The 21,230-nt window shown below is 72.8% G+C and carries 14 protein-coding genes; 9 read left to right on the forward strand and 5 right to left on the reverse strand.

The annotated features are described in order from the left end of the window. Positions 1 to 42: 42 nt before the first annotated feature. Genes pxpB through AQI88_RS13280 form a run of 4 tightly spaced genes read right to left on the reverse strand, consistent with a single transcriptional unit; the run spans position 43 to position 3,619 of the window. Complete coding sequence (gene pxpB, locus AQI88_RS13265) at positions 43 to 660, reverse strand: 5-oxoprolinase subunit PxpB (RefSeq protein ID WP_066997062.1); 618 nt, start codon at positions 658 to 660, stop codon at positions 43 to 45. Further along, positions 657 to 1,415, reverse strand: a complete 759-nt coding sequence (locus AQI88_RS13270; RefSeq protein WP_066997065.1) for a LamB/YcsF family protein — start codon at positions 1,413 to 1,415, stop codon at positions 657 to 659. Before AQI88_RS13270 ends, pxpB begins: the two co-directional genes overlap by 4 nt. A 48-nt stretch (positions 1,416 to 1,463) precedes the next feature. Continuing rightward, positions 1,464 to 2,300 (reverse strand): putative hydro-lyase, encoded by an 837-nt coding sequence (locus AQI88_RS13275; RefSeq protein ID WP_107118541.1) that lies wholly within the window; start codon positions 2,298 to 2,300, stop codon positions 1,464 to 1,466. Continuing rightward, the gene (locus AQI88_RS13280; protein ID WP_066997068.1) at positions 2,300 to 3,619 is read right to left on the reverse strand and encodes an MFS transporter; all 1,320 of its coding nucleotides are present in this window, start codon (positions 3,617 to 3,619) and stop codon (positions 2,300 to 2,302) included. The genes AQI88_RS13275 and AQI88_RS13280 overlap by 1 nt, the downstream gene beginning before the upstream one ends. 148 nt (positions 3,620 to 3,767) lie before the next feature. Between AQI88_RS13280 and AQI88_RS13285 the strand changes: the two genes are divergently transcribed. The 4 genes from AQI88_RS13285 (at position 3,768) to AQI88_RS13300 (ending at position 11,945) form a co-directional block, all read left to right on the forward strand. Continuing rightward, positions 3,768 to 4,469 (forward strand): GntR family transcriptional regulator, encoded by a 702-nt coding sequence (locus AQI88_RS13285; RefSeq protein WP_066997071.1) that lies wholly within the window; start codon positions 3,768 to 3,770, stop codon positions 4,467 to 4,469. Between the two features lie 172 nt (positions 4,470 to 4,641). After that, complete coding sequence (locus tag AQI88_RS13290; RefSeq protein WP_066997073.1) at positions 4,642 to 6,168, forward strand: hypothetical protein; 1,527 nt, start codon at positions 4,642 to 4,644, stop codon at positions 6,166 to 6,168. Positions 6,169 to 6,301: 133 nt separating this feature from the next. Beyond that, positions 6,302 to 7,192, forward strand: coding sequence for a hypothetical protein (locus tag AQI88_RS13295; protein ID WP_066997217.1), 891 nt, complete (start codon positions 6,302 to 6,304; stop codon positions 7,190 to 7,192). 40 nt (positions 7,193 to 7,232) lie between these two features. Further along, positions 7,233 to 11,945 carry a hypothetical protein gene (locus AQI88_RS13300; RefSeq protein WP_066997076.1) on the forward strand — a complete coding sequence of 1,571 codons (4,713 nt, stop codon included), beginning with the start codon at positions 7,233 to 7,235 and terminating at the stop codon, positions 11,943 to 11,945. 287 nt (positions 11,946 to 12,232) lie between these two features. Here AQI88_RS13300 and AQI88_RS13305 read toward each other — a convergent pair whose 3' ends face one another. Continuing rightward, positions 12,233 to 12,766 carry a hypothetical protein gene (locus AQI88_RS13305; protein ID WP_066997220.1) on the reverse strand — a complete coding sequence of 178 codons (534 nt, stop codon included), beginning with the start codon at positions 12,764 to 12,766 and terminating at the stop codon, positions 12,233 to 12,235. Positions 12,767 to 13,185: 419 nt separating this feature from the next. Here AQI88_RS13305 and AQI88_RS13310 point away from each other — a divergent pair, with 419 nt between their 5' ends. From AQI88_RS13310 to AQI88_RS13330, 5 genes are read left to right on the forward strand one after another with little or no spacing between them, the layout of a single operon-like run. Beyond that, on the forward strand, positions 13,186 to 16,035 hold the full coding sequence (locus tag AQI88_RS13310; RefSeq protein ID WP_066997223.1) for a sensor histidine kinase: 2,850 nt from the start codon (positions 13,186 to 13,188) through the stop codon (positions 16,033 to 16,035). Further along, positions 16,032 to 16,466 carry a roadblock/LC7 domain-containing protein gene (locus tag AQI88_RS13315; RefSeq protein ID WP_066997079.1) on the forward strand — a complete coding sequence of 145 codons (435 nt, stop codon included), beginning with the start codon at positions 16,032 to 16,034 and terminating at the stop codon, positions 16,464 to 16,466. The genes AQI88_RS13310 and AQI88_RS13315 overlap by 4 nt, the downstream gene beginning before the upstream one ends. A 9-nt stretch (positions 16,467 to 16,475) precedes the next feature. Continuing rightward, entirely contained in the window at positions 16,476 to 16,871 is a 396-nt protein-coding gene (locus AQI88_RS13320; protein WP_066997082.1) for a DUF742 domain-containing protein, read from the forward strand. A gap of 24 nt (positions 16,872 to 16,895) precedes the next feature. Further along, on the forward strand, positions 16,896 to 20,534 hold the full coding sequence (locus AQI88_RS13325) for a hydantoinase B/oxoprolinase family protein (RefSeq protein ID WP_066997085.1): 3,639 nt from the start codon (positions 16,896 to 16,898) through the stop codon (positions 20,532 to 20,534). Next, positions 20,515 to 21,120 carry a GTP-binding protein gene (locus AQI88_RS13330; RefSeq protein WP_066997087.1) on the forward strand — a complete coding sequence of 202 codons (606 nt, stop codon included), beginning with the start codon at positions 20,515 to 20,517 and terminating at the stop codon, positions 21,118 to 21,120. The genes AQI88_RS13325 and AQI88_RS13330 overlap by 20 nt, the downstream gene beginning before the upstream one ends. Positions 21,121 to 21,230 lie beyond the last annotated feature (110 nt).

Raw genomic sequence — 21,230 nt, forward strand, 5'->3', positions numbered from 1 at the left:
GGCGTCGCGTCCATGGGGACGAGGCACGCGCGGGACGGCTTGTCATGTGCCCTCCACTGGCACGAAGCGCACCCGTGTGCCCGGTGCCAGCAGCGCGGCCGGTACGCGCGCGTGGTCCCACAGCACCGCCTCCGTCGTGCCGATCAGCTGCCAGCCACCCGGAGAGGAACGCGGGTACACGCCCGTGTACGGCCCTGCCAGCGCCACGGCACCGGCCGGGACCGCCGTGCGCGGAGTGGCCCGGCGCGGGACGTCGTAGCGGGCGGGCAGCCCGGTGAGGTAGCCGAAGCCGGGCGCGAAGCCGCAGAAGGCCACCGTGAACTCGGTGCCCGCGTGGATCCGGGCCACCTCGGGCTCGGACACCTGCCAGTGGGCGGCGACCTCGGCGAGGTCCGGACCGTCGTAGCGCACGGGCAGCTCGATCAGCTCACGCGTGCGTGGGGGAGAGGGAGGTACGTCGGAAGAGGTCAGTTCGGATGCCCGGCGGGCCGGGTCGTCCAGGCCGTCGAGCAGGACCGTACGGGCCGCCGGAACGATCTCACGGACGGCCAGCGAGCCCTCCGCGCGAAGGCGCAGCAACTCCGCGTGCAGGGCCTGCGCCTGCTCGCCCGAGGAGACCTCCACGAGCAATGCGTCCTCGCCGACCGGCAGCGCCCTCATGCGAAGGCCTCCACCCGCACACCCGCCGCCACCAACTGCTCGCGCACCCGGCGGGCCAGCTCCACCGCGCCGGGCGTGTCGCCGTGCAGACACAGGGAGCGGGCGCGCATCCCGATGCGTGTGCCGGAGTGCGCGACGACCGCGCCGAAGCGCGCGAGGCTCACCGAGCGCTCCACGACCGTGTCCGCGTCGGTCACCACGGCGCCGTCCCTGCCGCGCGGCACCAGCGTGCCCTCGTCGGTGTACGCGCGGTCCGCGAACGCCTCGGTGACGGCCGGCAGACCCGCTTTCCGGGCCAGTTCCAGCAGGCGGGAGCCGGGCAGGCCCAGCACCGGCAGCGAGGCGTCCGCCAGGAGCACTCCGTCGACCACCGCGCGCGCCTGTTCCTCGTCGTGCACGACCCGGTTGTAGAGCGCGCCGTGCGGCTTGACGTACGCCACGCGCGCGCCGGCCGCCCGGGCGAACACCTCCAGGGCGCCGATCTGATAGGCCACTTCGGCCGTCAGCTCGGCGGGCGGCACGTCCATCGCGCGCCGCCCGAACCCGGCGAGGTCCCGGTAGGAGACCTGCGCGCCGATCGTCACGCCTCGCTCGGCGGCCAGCTCGCACACCCGGCGCATGGTGGCCGCGTCCCCGGCGTGGAACCCGCAGGCCACGTTGGCACTGGTGACGACGGACAGCAGCTGTTCGTCGTCGGTCAGCCGCCAGCGGCCGAAGCCCTCGCCCAGGTCGGCATTCAGATCGATCGCGGTCATGGTCTTCCGTGTCTCCGGTCCTCGTGTCGTCTGTGCTGCGTGCCGGTGTCAGTCGACGCCGGCCACCCGGTACTGCTCGTCGCGGGCGTCGGTCAGGAACATCCGGCCCGGCGCGTGGGTGAGGGCGAACGGCGGCCGGGAGGCCATCACCGCCGCCTGCGGGGTCACCCCGCACGCCCAGAACACCGGGATGTCCTCGGGTGCGGCGTCCACCGGGTCGCCGAAGTCGGGCCGGCCGAGGTCCTCGATGCCGAGGGCCCCGGGATCGCCGCAGTGCACCGGGCCGCCGTGGACGGCCGGCAGCAGGCTGCTCTCCCGGATCGCGGTGCGCAGGTGCTCGGGCGGCACCGGGCGCATCGACACCACCATGGGGCCGCGCAGTCGGCCCGCCGGACGGCACGGACGGCCGGTCGTGTACATCGGCACGTTGCGGCCCTGCTCCAGGTGCCGGATCGGGACGCCTGCCGCGGCCAGCGCCCACTCGAAGGTGAAGCTGCACCCGAGCAGGAACGACACCAGGTCGTCCCGCCAGCGCGCCCGCACGTCCGTGGGCTCCTCGACCAGCTCGCCGTCGTGCCACACCCGGTAGCGCGGCAGGTCGGTGCGCAGGTCGGCGCCGTCCGCGAGCACGGTCGTGGGCGAACCGGCGTCCGTGACGTCGAGCACCGGACAGGGCTGCGGATTGCGCTGGCAGAACAGCAGCATGTCGTACGCCCAGTCGGCCGGAACCGAGATCAGGTTGGCCTGGGTGTGGCCCGCCGCGACGCCCGCCGTGGGGCCCGCGAGGCCCTCCCGGAAGCGGGCCCGCGCGGTTTTCGGGCTCCACGCGTGCGCGTGCGCGTCGACGAGGGTCACGGGCCGGTCCCCGGTACCGTCCACCCGCATCACGCGAGTTCCTTCCCGCGCGTCTCGGGCAGCCCGAGCAGCGCCAGCGCCGCGAGCCCGTAGCCGATCGCGCCGAAGACCAGCGCACCGCCCACGCCCCAACTGTCGGCCAGAAAACCCACCAGGGTCGGGAAGACCGCGCCCACCGCGCGGCCCGTGTTGTACGTGAAGCCCTGCCCGGTGCCGCGCACCGCCGTCGGGTACAGCTCGCTCAGATAGGAGCCGAAGCCGCTGAAGATCGCCGACATGCAGAAGCCGAGCGGGAAACCGAGCACCAGCAGCAGGGTGTCGGCGCCGTGCGGGATGTTCGCGTACGCGAGGACGCAGACCGCCGACAGCAGCGCGAACAGCCAGATGTTGCGGCGCCGGCCAAGCCGGTCGGTCAGGTAGCCGCCGGTCAGATAGCCGAGGAAGGCGCCGGAGATCAGGAACGTCAGATAGCCGCCGGTGCCGACGACGGACAGGCCGCGCTCGGTCTTCAGGTACGTCGGAACCCAGGTCGCCAGCGTGTAGTAGCCGCCCTGCACGCCCGTGGACAGCAGGCCCGCGAAGACCGTCGTACGCAGCAGGCCCGGCTCGCCGTCCGCAGCGGGGCGGAAGATCGCCGCGAACGACCCGCGCTGCGGGCTCTGCTCGCGGGCCGCCGTGGCCTCGGGCGCGTCGTGCACCCGGCGGCGCAGCCACACCACGAGGAGTGCGGGCAGGGCTCCGGTCCAGAACATGATGCGCCAGGCCAGGTCGTCGCCGGCGAAGGAGAAGACCAGCGTGTAGACGATCGCGGCCAGTGCCCAGCCGACCGCCCAGGAACTCTGGATCGCGCCGAGGGTGCGGCCCCGGTGCCGCGCGCTCGCGTACTCGGCGACCAGAATCGCCCCGACGGCCCACTCGCCGCCGAAGCCGAGGCCCTGCAGGGCGCGGAAGACCAGCAGCGTCTCGTAGTCGGGCGCGAAGCCGCAGGCCACGGTGAAGACGGCGTACGTGATCACTGTGATCATCAGCGCCCGGACCCGGCCGACCCGGTCCGCCACCACGCCCGCCACGGCGCCGCCGATCGCGGAGACCACCAGCGTGACGGTGGTGAACAGACCGGTCTGGCCGCTGTCCAGGCCGAAGTACGCCGAGAGCGCCACCATGCTCAGCGGCAGCGTGAAGTAGTCGTAGGAATCCAGGGCATATCCGCCGAAAGCACCGGCGAAGGCCTGTCGACCGTGCGGGCCGAGGGCGCGCAGCCAGCCGAACGCGCCGTCCTCAGCGGTGCGTTCGCCTTGCGCCGGTCGTATGCGGGAGATCGCGGAGCGTGGCGGAGGGGTCGTGCTCATGGGCACCTCGCAGAGAGGGGATGGAGGGTGCGGGGAACTGAGCAGTGCCGTGCGGAAGCTGTACCGTGCGGAGCACCGTAGAGGATCGTTCAACGATCCTTCAATACCTGCGTTGTTTCGTTCCTGGGTCTGCGATTGAATTCCGGGCATGGCAGAGCAGCTGACGGGACTGGCCGACGACCGTGCCCTCCTGGGGCGCACCAGCACCGCCGAACGGGTCTCCGACATCCTCAGGAGCCGCATCGCCGAGGGCTATTTCCCGCCAGGCACCCGTCTGTCCGAGGACGCCATCGGCGGCGCGCTCGGGGTCTCCCGCAACACCCTGCGCGAGGCGTTCCGGCTGCTCACCCACGAGCGCCTGCTTGTCCACGAACTCAACCGCGGCGTCTTCGTCCGGGTCCTGACCGTGGAGGACGTCGAGGACATCTACCGCACCCGGGCCCTGGTCGAGTGCGCTGTCGTCCGCGGCCTCGGCGAGCCGCCGTACGGCCTCGACGGCCTGGCCGCCGCCGTCACCGAGGGGCAGCTGGCCACCCACGAGAATGACTGGAAAGCACTGGGTACGGCCAATATCCACTTCCACCGGGAACTGGTCGCGCTGGCCGGCAGCGAACGCACCGACGAGCTGATGCGCAGCGTCTTCGCCGAGCTGCGGCTCGCCTTCCATGTCGTGGACGACCCGCGCCGGCTGCACGAGCCGTACCTCGCCCGCAACCGCCGGATCCTCCAGGCGCTGCAGGCCGGGGACCGGCGCGAGGCGGAGCGTCTGCTGGAGACCTACCTCACGGACTCGCTGGAACGGGTCGTGGAGGTGTACCGACGGCGTGTGGGGGAGGAAAGCGCCCCGTAGGTGCGCGCCCCACAGGGGCGCGGGGCCGCATCCCTGTGCGGCTTCGCCGCGGGGCGCGACCAGCCACAGACCGCTCGCCCCCGAAGAACGACCCGCACTACCCCGGCCCCCCCGGCGGAGCCGCTCTGCGTCGTTTGGGTTGTTGTCAGACCGAGGACCTAGTCTGTGCACCGTGACTTCGCCTGCATCGACGGACCGTGTTCCGCCCCAGCTCAGCGCGGGGCCGCGCCCAGCACCGGGGCCGGCCGCCGACGAGGGGCTGGCGCGTCGGCTGCGTGCGCTCGCCTGCACCGCGCCGCTGCACGACCTCGACGCGCGCAAGGCGAACCTGGCCGGGGAGTACTCGCTGTACGGCATGGCCGAGGTGGCCCTGGCCGCCATCGACCTGGTCACGCTGAACATGGACTTCGACACGGGCGCCGACCACGAGCAGATCGTGGCCCGGCTCATCCCGCGCATCGCCGCCCAGGCCCCGCACCGGCCCACCGCCGAGCACGAGCGCGTGGCCCGCTGGGTCCTGGAGAACCTGATCAACGTCGGCAGCGTGGACCGCGGCTTCCGCGCCGTGTACGGCACTTTCGCGCAGGACGGCACCTATGTCCGCCGTGACTACGACTTCAAGCTGATCGAGGAGGTCCCCGGCCCGGGCGGCACGGTCTACCTGCGCACGACGGACGAGGCGGTCAACGTCCTGGTCGGAGCCCTGGACACCGATGTCACCAGCGCCCAGATCGCCGCCGAGGTCAAGCTGGAGGTGCTGATCAACCGCGGCCGCCTCGCCGACGCCCAGCTCGCCGCCGAGCAGGCCCGCTACCGCACCGTGCAGTACTCGGAGACCCTGCGCCGCGCCCTGGAGGCCACCCGGCGCAACGTCCGCGCGGTGGACTGGCTCAACGCCGTGCCCGACATGATCACCGAGGCCCTGGACCACGTGGCCGACCGCTACCGGCACGAGAACGCGATCCTCACCAACATCCGCAAGGCCCGCGACGAGACCGAGGAGCCCGAGCACAAGCGCCGCGCCGCCGAGCTGGTCGACATCGTCAAGGACTGCATCCGGCGCCACACCCAGCTCCAGTCGCGCCTGCTGGAGGCCGGCCCCCTGTTCCGTGCCGAACAGGACCGGCAGGCCTTCGCCACACCCACGACCACGTCCGGGACAGACCTCTACGGCCACCTGCTCGCGCCGGTGCTGCCGCTGCCCCTGGAGCAGGCGATCCGGGTCACAGCTGCCTTCTTCGCGCACGGCACGGGGCTGCGTACGCCGGTGTCCGTACGGGTGGGCGACCTGGTCGACATACTGCTGACGCCGCCGGTGGAGCGGGAGCATCTGGGCGCGGAGATGCCCGAACCCGACCTCATCGCGACGCCCGACGACAGCCGGTTCAGCGAAGAACAGCTGGCCGCGGCGATGGAGCTGCTGGATCTGCCGGCCGACGCGCCACGGAGGCTGTCGGGGCTGCTGACGGAGGCGCGGAGGCAGGATCCCGATCTGCCGTACCTGGTCGCGTTGCTGGCTGTGCATGCGGCCAGCCCGGCGGTCGGTACCGCGTATCGACAGGGCGAGGAGAAGCTGTTGTTCGCCGTGGACGACGGGACCGAGCTGGAGGATCCCGAGTTCGGCGGGGCCGATCTGATCGTGGGGACCGCGTTGCTGGATGCGGCGGGGATGGCGGCGGACCGGACGGAGGCCGCGTGATGGTTCCGCCGGTGGGCGGACGCGGGTCCGTCGTGGCTGGTCGCGCCCCGCGGCGAAGCCGCACATGGATGCCGCCCCGCGTCCCTTGGGGAGTTGCACCCTCCCTCAGTTTCAAGAGCAAGGAGTTGTGTCCGTGAGCGAGCACGTCGAGTGGAGTGAGGCGGAGACCCCCGCCGCGCCGGCGACCGCCGCCGTCACCCCTGCCGACGCCGCCGACGCGGCGCGGCTCGTCGCCTTCGGGCTACAGCCCAAGCTGCAGCCCGCGCGCGACCAGGAGTACACGGAGCTGCTGCGCCGCTACCGCGACGACCCGGCCTTCGCGCGGCTCGCGGACGCCGTCGCCGCCGGTCTCGGACTCGTCGTGCTCGAGGTGTCCCCGCGCGCGGGGATGGCCGTGACGGCCGCCGAGGACTCGGTGTTCGCCGTCCGCATGGGCGACTACGCGCGTCGCACCGCCGCCGACTCCGGGGACCGGTTCCTGCACGGGCTGGCCCATCTCGCCGTCGCCGCGCTGGCGTTCCCGCGCCCGGAGGACCTGGCCGACGACTCCTACATCGGCCGGGTCACCGTCAACGGGGTCGACGCCTTCGTCCGGCAGGCCTGCCGCCGCCTGGAGGAGCGCGCCGAGGAGCAGGGCGAGAACACCGACCCGGCGACCGACGCGCCCTCACTGGAGGCGGCCTGGCGGATCTGGGCCAGACGCAGCGCGACCGGCGCCACCAAGGACGCGCGTCGGCCGGCTGCTTCCACCACGGGCATCGTGGCCAAGGCCGTGGGCTTCCTCACCGACTCGGGGTTCCTGCAGCGCACCGGAGACGAGCACGGCGGCACCTACCGGACCACTGCGCGCTACCAGCTCCAGGTGCGCGACATGGCCGGCAGCGCCGCGCTGGCCGAACTGCTGGAGCTGGGCGTCGTCCCGGTCACCGACGGCACGGCCAGCCTGCTGCCCGCCGAGGAGACCGACGACCTGGACCTGGTGGCCGACGCAGGGCTGCCGTTCCACGCGCCTTCGCACTCCTGAAATCCTCCCTGATCTGCCAGAAGACTGACGAGAGTCCGCCATGTACGAGCTGTCCCGGGTCCGCCTCTACTCCATCGGGCCCGCCGGTGCGCGCTACGCCGACACCGTGCTTGACCTGCGGGGCGTGGGCGAGCCCGTGCCCGACCCCGCGCCCACACAGGCGGAGTTCTTCGAGGAGGAGCCGTCCGGCCCGCCGCGCCGTCCCGCGCCCGCGGGCGTGCTGTTCCTGGAGAACGGCGGCGGCAAGTCCGTACTGCTCAAGCTGATCTTCTCGGTGATGCTGCCGGGCCACCGCAACACCCTCGGCGGCGCCAGCTCCGGAGTGCTGCGCAAGTTCCTGCTCGCCGACGACTGCGGGCACGTGGCGCTGGAGTGGCAGCATGTGCAGACCGGTGAGTGCGTCGTCGTCGGCAAGGTCAGCGAGTGGCGCGGGCGTCAGGTCTCCAACGACCCGCGCAAGTTCGCCGAGGCCTGGTACTCCTTCCGGCCCGGCCCCGGTCTGAGCCTGGACAACCTGCCCGTCGCCGAGTCCACCGCCGTACGGCCGCCCGTCGAGGGCTCCTCGGGCGCCCAGGGACGCCGCCGCACCATGAAGGGCTTCCGCGACGCCCTCATGGAAGCGGGCAAGGCCTACCCGCACCTGGAGGTGTACTGGGAGGAGATCCACGACCGCTGGATCGAGCACCTCGGCGACCTCGGCCTCGACCCCGAACTCTTCCGCTACCAGCGGGAGATGAACGCCGACGAGGGCGAGGCGGCCGGTCTCTTCGCGGTCAAGAAGGACTCCGACTTCACCGACCTGCTGCTGCGTGCCGTCACCGACACCCGCGACACCGACGGCCTCGCCGACCTCGTCAGCGGCTTCGGCAACAAGCTGGGCCGGCGCACCGAGCTGATCGCCGAACGGGACTTCACCGCTGGTTCGGCCGACCTGCTCGGACGGATCGTGGAGGCCGCCGAGGCACGCTCACGCGCGCGTGACGTCCACGGAGGCGCCGAGCGCCGTACCCGCACGCTGGCCCGGCGGCTGTCCGCGCGGGCCGTGCAGGAGCGGGTGCGGGCCGCCGACCTCGCACAACGCGTCACGGCCGCCGCCTACGCGGTCACGCACTCCGAGGGCGCGCGCGAGCGCAGCGCCCTGATCGCCGCCGAACTCGCCTACCGGCACGCCTCCCTGGCGCTCGCCGCCTCCGAGAAGTCCGCCGCCGCGCAGAAGCGCGAGCTGGCCGACGCGCGCACCCTGCACTCCGCCTGGCAGGCCGCCGAGGCCGTGCTGCGCCACCGCGCCGCCGCCGACCGGGTCGCGCGCGTGTCCGCCGCCATCCAGGAGGCCGAGCGGGACGCCGCGCCCGCGCTCGCCGCCCGCGCCAAGGCCGCCGTGGACCTCGTACGGGCCCTGCAATCGGCCGCCGAGAGCGCCGAGGCCCTCGCCAACGAGGAGGAGGAGCGCTCCACCGCCCTCCAGGAGGTCAGCGACAGCGCCTACCGGAACTCCACCGCCGCCGCCACCGAGGCGCAGCGCGCCCGCAGCGAGGCCGGTCACCTGCGCCAGCGCCTCGCCGAGGTCGAGCAGGAGACCGCCGAGGCGGTCCGCGCGGGCTGGCTCGACGACAGCACCCCGGACGCCGACCCGGCCCGCGCCGCGCTCGCCGCCAGCGACGCCGAGAAGACCGCCGTGGCCGCCTGGGACGCGGCCCGTGAGGCTGCCCGCAAGACGACGGAGCAGGCCCGCGAGGCGGCCTCCGCCGAGTCCCGCGCGGAGCTGACCGCGGCTCGCGCGGCGGACGCGGCGACCGCGGCCGGGCGGGCCCACGAGGCCGAGCAGCGCCTCGCCGAGGCCCTCGCGACAGAGGAACGGCTGGCGGAACTGCTGAGCCTGCCGGGCGCCGTCGCAGCGGTGCGGGCCGGTGTGCCCGGACCCCGGTCGGGAGCCGACGACGCATCGGACGGCCGGACCGGCCCGACGGCCGACGGCCAGGGCGCCTCGGGTACGCGTACCGGGGCCGCAGACGCCGAAGCGTCCGGTGTGGCCCACCCCTCGGCCGAAGGCCCCTTCACCCCCGAGGAACTCGACCGCTTCGCCGACGAGCTGCGCGAGCTGCTCGACGACGCCGTGTCGACCGCCGAACGGCACCTCTTCGACCTGCGCACCGCCGCCGCCGACGACGCCCGTATCCTCGGCGCCCTCGGCGACGGCGGGCTGCTGCCGCCCGGCCCCGACGTACTCGCCACCGTGGAGTTCCTGGGCGAGCAGGGCATCCCCGCGCTGCCCGGCTGGCGCTACCTGGCGCAGGCCGTCGACCCCGCCGACCACGCGCGCGTGCTCGCCGCTCGCCCCGAACTGGTCGACGGCGTGATCATCACCGACCCGGACACACACGCACGTGCCCGTGAGGCGCTCGGCGACGCCGCCCTGCTGCCCCGCTCCGCCGTGGCCGTCGGCACGGCCGCCGCGCTGCTCGCCCCCACCCCGGCCCCGGACGCGACCCCCGGTGACGTCTTCCTGGTCCCGCCGAACCCGGCCATGCACGACGAACTCGCCGCCGACGAGGAACGGCAGGCGCTACGCGCGCGGGCCACCGCGCGCGACGAGGAGATCCGCGCCCTGGCCACCCGGCTCGGCAAGGACCGTGAGCTGGCCGCACGCCTCGCCTCCTGGCGCACCGGCTGCCCGGCCGGCCGGCTCACCGAACTCGCCGAGGCCGCCCGGGACGCCCGCGCGTTCGCCGAGGAGACCGAGGCCGAACTGGCCGAGGCGCGCACCGCGCGGGCCGAGGCCGACGAGGCCGCCGCCGAGGCCGTTCAGGTCCGCGACGAGCGGCAGGAGACGGCGCAGAAGGCCCGGCGCGCCGCCGATGCCCTCGCCGGGCTCGCCTTCCGGCTGCGCGAGCGCGCCGGCTGGCAGGTGAAACTGCGCGAACTCGCCGACGACGCCACCGAGTCGGAGGCCCGCGCCCAGGCCTGCCTGGAGCGCGCCCGTGCCGCCGACGAGGACCGCCGTGCCGCCCAGCGCGCCGCCGACGACGCCCGCCGCACCGCGCGTGCGCTGCGCGCCGAGCGCGCCGAGATCGCCGGCGCCCCCGACGACGTACCGGAGGACGGCGAGGACGCCCAGAAGGTCTCCCTGCCCGCCCTGCGCGAGGCCTACCGGGCCGCCTCCCAGGTCTACGAGAAGGTCGGCGTCGGCGCCGACCTGCGCGCCGAGCAGGCCCGCGCGGAGAGCGACGAGAGCGCGGCCCGCGCCGAACTCGACCGGCTCAGCAACAAGGTCCGCACCCGCGCCGAGCAACTGCTGCAGTCGCCGGACGGCTCGGACGGCCCTTCCCGGCAGGCCGCCGCCGCGCGCGCGGAGGAGCTGGTGCAGCTCCTGGAGACCCGGATGTCCACCGCGAGCGAGCAGCTCGGACGGCTGCGCGGCGAGGCCGAGCGGCACGCCCCCGAGGACGGCGCGGCACACACCGAGCTGCCCGAGGAACTCGTGCCGCGCGACGCCGAGCACGCCCAGGCCCTGCTGCGCACTGCCGCGACCGAACTCGCCGCCCGCACCGAGGCGCTGGCCGAGGCCCGGGAGGCGCACGCCGAGCTGCTGGAGGCCCACCGGGCCGCCGAGGACGCGGCCGGCGGCTTCGACGAGATCGCCGCGATGCTCCGCGACCTGCTGCGCGAGCACGCCCCCGAGGAGGAGCAGGAGGAGCCGGAGCCGTACCCGGGCAGCCTGGAGGAGGCCCGGCACTCGGCCGCCGAGGCCCGCCGCTCGCTGCGCGGCTGCGCCGCCGACCTCTCCGCCGCCGAGTCGGCCGTGCGCGAGGCGAGCGACGTGCTCGTCCGGCACGCCAACTCCACGCGCTACGAGCAGGTCCGTACCCCCGCCCGGCAGCAGATCCGCGAACTGCCCGCCTCCGCCCTGCCCGAGCACGCCCAGAAGTGGGCGGATGCCTTCGCGCCCCGCCTGCGCGTCCTCACCGACGAGCTGGCGCAGCTGGAGCGCAACCGGGACTCGATCGTGGACCGGCTCAGGGGACTCGTCGAGTCGGCCCTCGCCACCCTGCGCTCGGCCCAGCGGCTCTCCCGCCTCCCGGAAGGCCTCGGCGAGTGGTCGGGGCAGGAGTTCCTGCGCATCCGCTTCGAGGAGCCCGACCAGGCGACCCTCACCGAACGGCTCGGCGAGGTCATCGACGACGCCACGCGTGCGGCCGTGAAGAAGAACTCCGACCTGCGTCGCGACGGGATGTCCCTGCTGCTTCGGGGAGTCGCGGCAGCACTCCAGCCGAAGGGTGTGGCCGTCGAGATCCTCAAGCCCGACGCTGTACTGCGCGCCGAGCGTGTGCCCGTCGGGCAGATGGGCGACGTGTTCTCGGGCGGTCAGCTGCTCACCGCCGCCATCGCGCTGTACTGCACGATGGCCGCGCTCCGGTCGAACGACCGGGGGCGGGACAAGCACCGGCACGCCGGCACGCTCTTCCTCGACAACCCGATCGGCCGCGCCAACGCGACGTACCTGCTGGAGCTCCAGCGGGCCGTCTCCGACGCGTTGGGCGTGCAGCTGCTGTACACCACCGGCCTGTTCGACACGACCGCGCTGGCCGAGTTCCCGCTGGTCATCCGGCTGCGCAACGACGCCGACCTCAGGGCGGGCCTGAAGTACATCAGCGTGGAGGAACACCTCCGGCCAGGACTGCCGCAGCAGGCGCAGGCCGGAGAAGCGGTGCGCAGCGAGATCACGGCGACACGGATGTACAAGCGGCCGGCCTAGCCGTCAGGCACCGACGGCGGCCCGGGCGAGGGCGGCTCCCTCACGCGCTACGAACGGGACGGCCGCACGGTCGCCGTACTCTTCGCGGACTGCCCCGCCCCTTCACGCGGGCCCGGCGAGAACTCGGGCGGGCCGAAGAAGCGGGTGGGGCCGGCTGCACTGTGAGGACGGGTGAGGACCAGCGCTGAGCGGAGTGCCCGGCCTGCCGACCGCGGCCGGCACCAGCCGCACGAGGCCACGGCCGACGCCGGGCGCCCGAGATCACCGGAACCGGCCCACCTGAAGGGTCAGGGGTGCGACAGCTGCCCGGTGCCGCCCCGCCGGCGTATCCGCTCCTGCTCCCGCAGGGCTGTCCGCTCCTGGCGTCGACGGGCGCGGCGCTCGCGGCGCAGCGAGCGGGCCGTGCTGCTCGGCTCGGAGACCACCCCGTACCGCTGGCTCCACACCTGGCGGGTCACCCACACGTCGACCACGGACCAGGTGGCCACTACCGTGCTGGCCACGCTGCTGATCACCATCGGGAACGCCAGCCAGGAGCCGGCCAGTGTGCACAGGAACGCCACCATGGCCTGGATCAGCGTCACCGCGATGATCAGCACCGCCCGCACCGCCGCCGTACGGACCGGGTCCGGCATCCGGCGCCGCCGCGCGGGCTCTTCGACCCACAACGGCCGGTGATACAGCTCCTGCTGCCCGCCGGCGGACTCCCCGGCACGCTCACGCACCGGAATGTCGCGATCCGGCGCCTGATGGCGCCACCGCTCCGCCGAGCGCTCCGCCACGCTCTCCTCGGGCGCCTTGCGCCGCTCCGCCGTCCCCATCACCGTGTCACTCCCCACCGCCAGCAGACCGTCGCCCCGGTGCCCGAAGACCCCGACTCCCCAGTGGCTGCCCGGCTTGCGCTGTTTTACGCCGCCGGGGCGCGGGATGCGGCTCCTGTGGCCGATTCCGCCCCCATCTCCCATAGAGAAGGACGAACAACGGCCCGCAAAGATTCCCTACTTGCGAAAAATTCCAGCCAACTGGCTGTCCGTACTGCTTCGGCCGGTCGCGGCGCGGGCACGCACATCCCGGGCGCAATCTCCCGCAATACCCGGACAACTCGCCATCTCTCGTCGTCAGAGCGGAAGTTCATCCTCCGGACATGCCTTCGAGTTAGCTGTGGGGCGGTAGTAGGCTCGCGCCGTTTGTTGACGTACATGTGTACCCCCGGCCAGTGGGGGTCGAGCTGGGGGAGGCCATGCGCTTTCGCGGGAAGTCGATCCGCCGGAAGATCGTGGCGCTGCTTCTCGTGCCGCTGGTGTCCCTGACCGCCATCTGGGGCTTCGCCACGGTACTCACAGGGCGTGAAGTCACCCGGCTCTTCCGTGTGTCCGACGTCGTGCAGAACATCGGCTATCCCGCCGACGACACGGTCCGGGTCTTGCAGCAGGAACGCCGCCAGACCCTCGTATACCTTGCCGATCCGCGGGCGGCCGACGCCCTCTCGGCGCTGCACCGCACGCGTGCCGCCACCGACCGGGCCGTCGCCAAGATCCGCAAGAACGCCAAGGACCACGATGTCCTCGACGGCATGGACGCGGACGGCATCGAGCGCCTCACCACCGTCCTGGACGCTTTCGACGGCCTCGACTCCCTGCGCCGCAGCGTGGAGGAGCGCACGGTCAGCCGCGCCCAGGCTCTCACCCTCTACAACCGGCTCATAGACCCCTGCTACTCCCTGCTCTCCGCCCTCGACGGCATCGATGACATCGAGATCGCAAAGCAGGGCCAGGCCCTGGTCAACATCAGCCGCGCCCGCGAGCTGCTCTCCCGCGAGGACGCCCTGCTCGGCTCCGCGCTGGTGGTCGGCAGACTCTCCCACGACGAGACCCGCGACATCTCCGACCTCATCGCCCAGCGCACCGTCCTGTACGACACCAGCCTGCCGCTGCTGCCCGCCGGGGAGCGCGAACGGTACGAACGCTTCTGGAAGAACGCCACCACCGCCCCGCTGCGCGTGGCTGAAGAGACCGTCGTCGGCACCGATGCCGGAACCCCGCGCGGCGTCACCGCCCAGAGCTGGGACTCCGCCGCGGCCGACGTCCTCGACGAACTCGGCACCCTCGACGACCAGGCCGGCGACCGCTTCCAGGACCGGATGCGCCCCGTGGCCATCGGAGTGATCGTGCACGCGGCCGTCGCGGGCGTCCTCGGCCTCGTCGCCCTGCTGTTCTCCATCGTCCTGTCCGTGCGCGTCGGCCGCAGCCTGATCCGCGACCTGCGCCAGCTGCGCCTGGAGGCGCATGAGGCGTCCGGAGTGCGGCTGCCCAGCGTGATGCGCCGTCTGTCCGCCGGTGAACAGGTCGACGTCGAGACCGAGGTGCCCCGGCTGGAGTACGACAAGAACGAGATCGGCGAGGTCGGCCAGGCCCTCAACACCCTCCAGCGCGCCGCCGTCGAGGCCGCCGTCAAGCAGGCCGAACTGCGGGCCGGTGTCTCCGAGGTCTTCGTCAACCTCGCCCGCCGCAGCCAGGTGCTGCTGCACAAACAGCTCACCCTGCTGGACACCATGGAACGCAGGACCGAGGACACCGACGAACTCGCCGACCTCTTCCGCCTGGACCACCTCACCACCCGTATGCGCCGGCACGCCGAGGGCCTGGTGATCCTTTCCGGCGCCGCACCGTCGCGGCAGTGGCGCCGTCCCGTGCAGTTGATGGACATCGTCCGCGCCGCCGTCGCCGAGGTCGAGGACTACGAGCGCATCGAGGTCCGGCGCCTGCCGCGCGTCGCCGTCACCGGCCCGGCCGTCGCCGACCTGACCCATCTGGTGGCCGAACTCCTCGAGAACGCGACGGTCTTCTCGCCGCCGCACACCGCCGTCCAGGTGCTCGGCGAGCGGGTCGCCAACGGCTTCACCCTGGAGATCCACGACCGGGGTCTGGGCATGGCGGCCGAGGCACTGCTGGACGCCAACCTCCGGCTCGCCGAGACGCCCGAGTTCGAACTCTCCGACACGGACCGGCTCGGCCTGTTCGTGGTCAGCCGCCTCGCCCAGCGCCAGAACGTCCGGGTCTCCCTTCAGCCGTCTCCCTACGGCGGCACCACTGCCGTCGTCTTCATCCCCGACGCGCTGCTCACCGACGACGTCCCGGACACCAACGGCATCGGCTTCCGCCTCGACCGGGACCGCCCCTCGAAGGAAGCCGGGCAGGCGGCGAGCCTCACCCCCGCCCGGTCGCACGCGCCGGCGCAACTGCCCGGCCTGCCGACCTCCCTGCTGGACGGCCCGGTCGAGCTGGAAGCCCCTGTGGACCTGGACGCCATCGACGACTTCCCGGGGGCATTGACGGACGAGGAGAGCGAGCGTGGCGGGCTGTTCCGCCCGCGCCGCTCCCGCGGCAGCGCCGACGACCCGGCCGCCTCCGGGCTGGGTGAGCCCCATCAGCCGGCCTCCCCGCGGGCCGACGACGGCAACGCCGACAACAGGGCGGCCGGTGAGCGCTCCGGCGGACCTGTACCGCTGCCCCGGCGGCAGACGCCCAAGCTGGTCAGCTCGCACGGCAAGCCTGTCATCGAGCAGCGCTCCCGGCGCGGCGGCCCGGACGAGCAGCCCGCTGCCGGCCGGCGCCGCCCCGACACGGGCGGACTGGCCCCGTTGCCGGCCCGTCGGCGAGGCGAGGCGGCCCGGCGATCCACCGGGCTCGCCGGCCCCGACGACGAGCGCACGGCGCTTCCGGCGGGCAGCGCGGACGAGATCTCCAAGGCCCCGGCTCTGCCCAGACGGCCCCGGCCATCGGCGGCGGCTTCCGGTGACGGCCCGGGCGATGCGGCCCCGCCCCCCGGCGATGCGGCTCCGGAGCCCGGGCCCGGCACAGGGCCCCTGCCCCGGCGCATACGGCAGGCCAATCTGGCCCCGCAGCTGAAGCAGGAACCCGAACGGCGCCCCGAACCCGCGGCGCAGCCCGCCGACCGCGACGCCGACGAGGTCCGCAGCCGGATGGCCTCGCTCCAGCGCGGCTGGCAGCGCGGCCGTGAGGAGAACGCCGCGGGCGAGGGCGCCCAGAACGGCACAGCACCAGGAACGACTAAGGGGGACGGTCGATGACCGCACCGAAGGCCACCGGCCCAACGGAGACGAACAAGGTGGAGCTGAACTGGCTCCTGGACGACCTCGTGGACCGGGTCGCCAGCATCCGCAAGGCCGTCGTGCTCTCCGGCGACGGCCTGCCCACGGGGGCGTCCAAGGACCTGACCAGGGAGGACAGCGAGCACCTGGCCGCCGTCGCGTCCGGCTTCCACAGCCTCGCCAAGGGGGTGGGCCGCCACTTCGAAGCGGGCAGTGTCCGGCAGACCGTGGTCGAGCTCGACGATGCCTTCCTGTTCGTGACCGCCGCCGGGGACGGCAGCTGCCTCGCTGTCCTCTCGGACGCCGACTCCGACGTCGGGCAGGTCGCGTACGAGATGACACTCCTGGTCAAGCGGGTCGGCGTACATCTGGGCACCGCTCCGCGCACCGATCTGCCCGCAGGCGGGTAGTGGGATGACATGAGCGGAGACGGTCAGGGAAGAAGCCACTGGTTCGACGACGAGGCCGGGCCGGTCGTCCGTCCCTACGCCATGACGCGCGGCCGCACCACGAGTCCGGCACAGCACCGCCTCGATCTGATAGCGGTGGTCGGCACCGAACCCGGCGCGGGGGATCCGGATGGCGACCCGACGCTCGCCCCGGAGCACGTGGAGATCGTCGGACTGTGCCGTGACGCACCGCAGTCGGTCGCCGAACTCGCCGCGGAACTCGACCTGCCCATCGGAGTGGTGCGCGTTCTCATCGGAGATCTCGTGCACGCGGAACTCGTCCATGTGACGCGGCCGGTACCCCCGGCCGAGCTGCCGGACGAGAGTATTCTGCGCGACGTGATCAACGGCCTCCGGGCGCTGTGACCGGCGCGGAAGCGGAGTAGTGACGTGACAGGCTGGCAGTTCTGGGTCGACCGAGGCGGCACCTTCACCGACATCGTCGCGCGTCGCCCGGACGGCCGCCTGCTCACGCACAAACTGCTGTCCGACAACGCCGCCCGGTACGCCGACGCGGCCGTCGCCGGCGTGCGAGAACTGCTCGGCGGTTCCGGGGAGCGTGTCGACGCCGTCCGGATGGGCACGACGGTCGCCACCAACGCCCTGCTGGAACGCAAGGGCGAACGCACCCTCCTGGTGATCACCCGCGGTTTCCGCGACGCCCTGCGCATCGCCTACCAGAACCGCCCCAGCATCTTCGCCCGTCGCATCGAACTGCCCGAGCTGCTGTACGAGCGGGTGATCGAGGCCGACGAACGCATCACCGCCGACGGCACCGTCCTGCAAGCCCCCGACCTGGACGCCCTCGCGGGCCCGCTCCGGCAGGCGTACGACGACGGGATCCGCGCGGTGGCCGTCGTCTGTCTGCACAGCCATCTTCACCCCGCCCACGAGCGTGCGATCGGCGATCTCGCGGCCGATATCGGCTTCCCGCAGATCTCGCTCTCCAGCGAGGTCAGCCCACTGATGAAGCTTGTCCCGCGCGGGGACACCGCCGTCGTGGACGCCTACCTCTCGCCCGTGCTGCGCCGCTACGTGCGGCACGTCGCCGACGAACTGCGGGACGTGCGGCTGATGTTCATGCAGTCCAACGGGGGACTCACCGAGGCGGGGCAGTTCCGCGGCAAGGACGCCATCCTCTCCGGGCCGGCCGGCGGGATCGTCGGCATGGCCCGCATGTCGCAGCGTGCCGGCTTCGATCGCGTCATCGGCTTCGACATGGGCGGCACCTCCACCGACGTTTCGCACTTCGCCGGTGAGTACGAGCGCGTCTTCACCACCCGGATCGCGGGCGTCCGGCTGCGCGCCCCCATGCTGGACATCCACACCGTCGCCGCAGGCGGCGGCTCGGTGCTCCACTTTGACGGCTCCCGCTACCGCGTCGGCCCCGACTCGGCCGGCGCCGACCCCGGACCCGCCAGCTACCGGGCCGGCGGCCCGCTCACCGTCACCGACGCCAACGTCATGCTCGGCCGAATCCACCCCGACCACTTCCCCGCGGTGTTCGGCCCGGACGGGGACCAGCCGCTGGACGCCGCCCTGGTCCGCGACCGCTTCGCCGCCCTCGCGCGCGAGATCCGCGAGCGCACCGGCGACGACCGCACCCCGGAGCAGGTTGCCGAGGGCTACCTGCAGATCGCGGTCGCCAACATCGCCAACGCCGTGAAGCGGATCTCCGTCCAGAAGGGCCACGACGTCACCCGCTACGCCCTCACCACCTTCGGCGGAGCGGGCGGCCAGCATGCGTGCAGGGTCGCCGACTCCCTCGGTATCCGCACCGTCCTCGTACCCCCCATGGCCGGTGTCCTGTCCGCGCTCGGCATCGGACTCGCCGACACCACGGCCATGCGCGAACAGTCCGTCGAGGCACCTCTGGAAGCCGCCTCGATGCCCGGCATCCGCAAGACGGCCGACGACCTGGAGGCCGCCGCGCGCGCCGAACTCCTCGCCGAGGACGTTCCGGAGAACCGCATCGAGATCACCCACCGCGCCCAACTGCGCTACGACGGCACCGACACCACCCTCACCGTCGAGCTGACCGAGCCCGACACCATGAAGCACGCCTTCGAAGAACGTCATCGCGCCACGTACTCCTTCACCCTCGACCGACCGATCGTCGTCGAAGCCCTCTCCGTCGAAGCCACCGGCATCACTGCACCCCCCGATCTCTCCGCCCTCGCCCCTTACGAGGGCCGGCCCGCCGCTCCCGAAACCGTCCGCCTCCACACCGGCGGCGCCTGGCGCGACGTACCCCTCCACCGCCGGGAGGCCCTTCCGCCCGGCGACACCGTCACCGGCCCCGCGGTCATCACCGAGGCCGGCGCCACGACCGTCGTCGACGACGGCTGGCGGGCCGAGGCGACCGACGACGGGCATCTGGTCATGGAACGCGCGGCGATTACGCAGAGTTCCGATCTCGACACAAAAGCCGACCCGGTTCTGCTCGAGGTCTTCAACAACCTCTTCATGTCGATCGCCGAGCAGATGGGCGCTCGGCTGGAGTCCACGGCCCAGTCCGTCAACATCAAGGAACGCCTGGACTTCTCCTGCGCCCTCTTCGACCCGGACGGAAACCTGGTGGCCAACGCCCCCCACATCCCCGTCCACCTCGGCTCCATGGGCACCAGCGTCAAAGAGGTCATCCGCCGCCGCGGCACTGCGATGCGACCCGGCGACACCTACGCCGTCAACGACCCGTACCACGGCGGCACCCACCTGCCCGACGTCACCGTGATCACCCCGGTCTTCGACAGCGACTCCGCGACGGACACGGAGAGTGAGCCGAAGATCCTCTTCTACGTCGCCTCCCGCGGCCACCACGCCGAGATCGGCGGCATCGCCCCGGGCTCCATGCCCGCCCACAGCAGGACCATCGAGGAGGAGGGCGTCCTCTTCGACAACTGGCTGCTCGCCGAGAACGGCCGTTTCCGGGAGGGGGAAACCCGCCGTCTGCTCGCCGAGGCGCCCCACCCCTCCCGCAACATCCGCACGAACCTCGCCGACCTGCGCGCCCAGATCGCCGCCAACCAGAAAGGCGTCGACGAAGTCCGCCGCATGATCGGCGAATTCGGCCTCGACGTGGTCCAGGCCTACATGCGGCACGTCCAGGACAACGCCGAGGAAGCGGTCCGCCGCGTCATCGACGCCCTGGACGACGGGGAGTACGCCTACGAGACGGACTCGGGCGCCGTCATCCGCGTCCGCGTGCACGTCGATCGTGCCGAACGACGCGCGACCATCGACTTCACGGGCACCTCCGCGCAGCTCGCCACCAACTTCAACGCCCCCTTCTCGGTCGTCAACGCGGCGGTCCTGTACGTCTTCCGCACCCTGGTCGCCGACGACATCCCGCTCAACGACGGCTGCCTGCGCCCCCTGGACATCGTCGTACCTCCCGGCTCGATGCTCGCCCCCGAGCCGCCCGCCGCCGTCGTCGCGGGCAACGTGGAGACCTCCCAGGCCGTCACCGGCGCCCTGTACGCCGCGCTCGGCGTCCAGGCCGAGGGCTCCGGAACCATGAACAACGTCACCTTCGGCAACGAACGCCACCAGTACTACGAGACCGTCGCCTCCGGATCCGGAGCGGGCGACGGCTTTCCCGGCGCCGACGTCGTACAGACGCACATGACCAACTCGCGGCTCACGGATCCCGAAGTGCTGGAGTGGCGGCTGCCCGTCAGGCTCGAGGAGTTCGCCGTCCGGCGGGGGAGCGGCGGCGCCGGACACTGGCGCGGCGGGCACGGCTGCGTGCGACGCATCCGCTTCCTCGAAGCCATGACCGTCTCCACGCTCTCCCAGCATCGCCGCGTGCCGCCGTACGGCATGGCGGGCGGTGAGCCCGGCGCGCTCGGCGCCAACCGGGTGGAGCGGGCCGACGGCACGGTCACCGAACTCGGTGGAAGCGGCACGGCCGACGTCTCTCCCGGCGACGTACTCGTCATCGAAACCCCCGGTGGCGGCGGCTACGGCCGACCGTCGCCCGACCACCATCAAGCAGGAGAAGAGATCGATGATCTTCGGGCGTTCTGAACGCGGCAAGCCCCCGGTCGAGCCCGTCACGCTCAAGATCCTGGTGGCCGGCGGCTTCGGCGTGGGCAAGACGACCCTCGTCGGCGCGGTCAGCGAGATCAGGCCGCTGCGCACCGAGGAGTTGCTCACCGAGGCCGGCCGCCCGGTCGACGACACCACAGGCGTGGAGGGCAAGCACACGACCACCGTGGCCATGGACTTCGGCCGCATCACCCTGCGCGAGGACCTCGTGCTGTACCTGTTCGGAACGCCCGGACAGGACCGGTTCTGGTTCATGTGGGACGAGCTGTCCGAGGGCGCGCTCGGTGCCGTGGTCCTCGCCGACACGCGCCGTCTGGAGGACTGCTTCGCCGCCGTCGACTACTTCGAGAGGCGCGCCATACCCTTCCTCGTCGGCGTCAACTGCTTCGAAGGAGCCGACCGTTACCCTGCGGAAGCCATCCGCCAGGCCCTCGACCTGGACGAGGACGTGCCCGTCCTGCTGTGCGACGCCCGCGACCGGGAGTCGGCCAAGGAGGTGCTGATCGGAGTCGTCCAGCATGCGATGGACTACGGGGCCGACCACCGCCCGGCCGTCGCCACCTGAGCCACGGCACGGCCCGTACCCCCGCCGACCGGGGTACGGGCCGCGGTCTCTGTGGGGCGCACGCGCGCGGGTGCCCCACGTACATGGCACGCGCGCGTGAAGGCGCCCCG

This window comes from Streptomyces cellostaticus, from assembly GCF_001513965.1.
Taxonomy (GTDB): domain Bacteria; phylum Actinomycetota; class Actinomycetes; order Streptomycetales; family Streptomycetaceae; genus Streptomyces; species Streptomyces cellostaticus.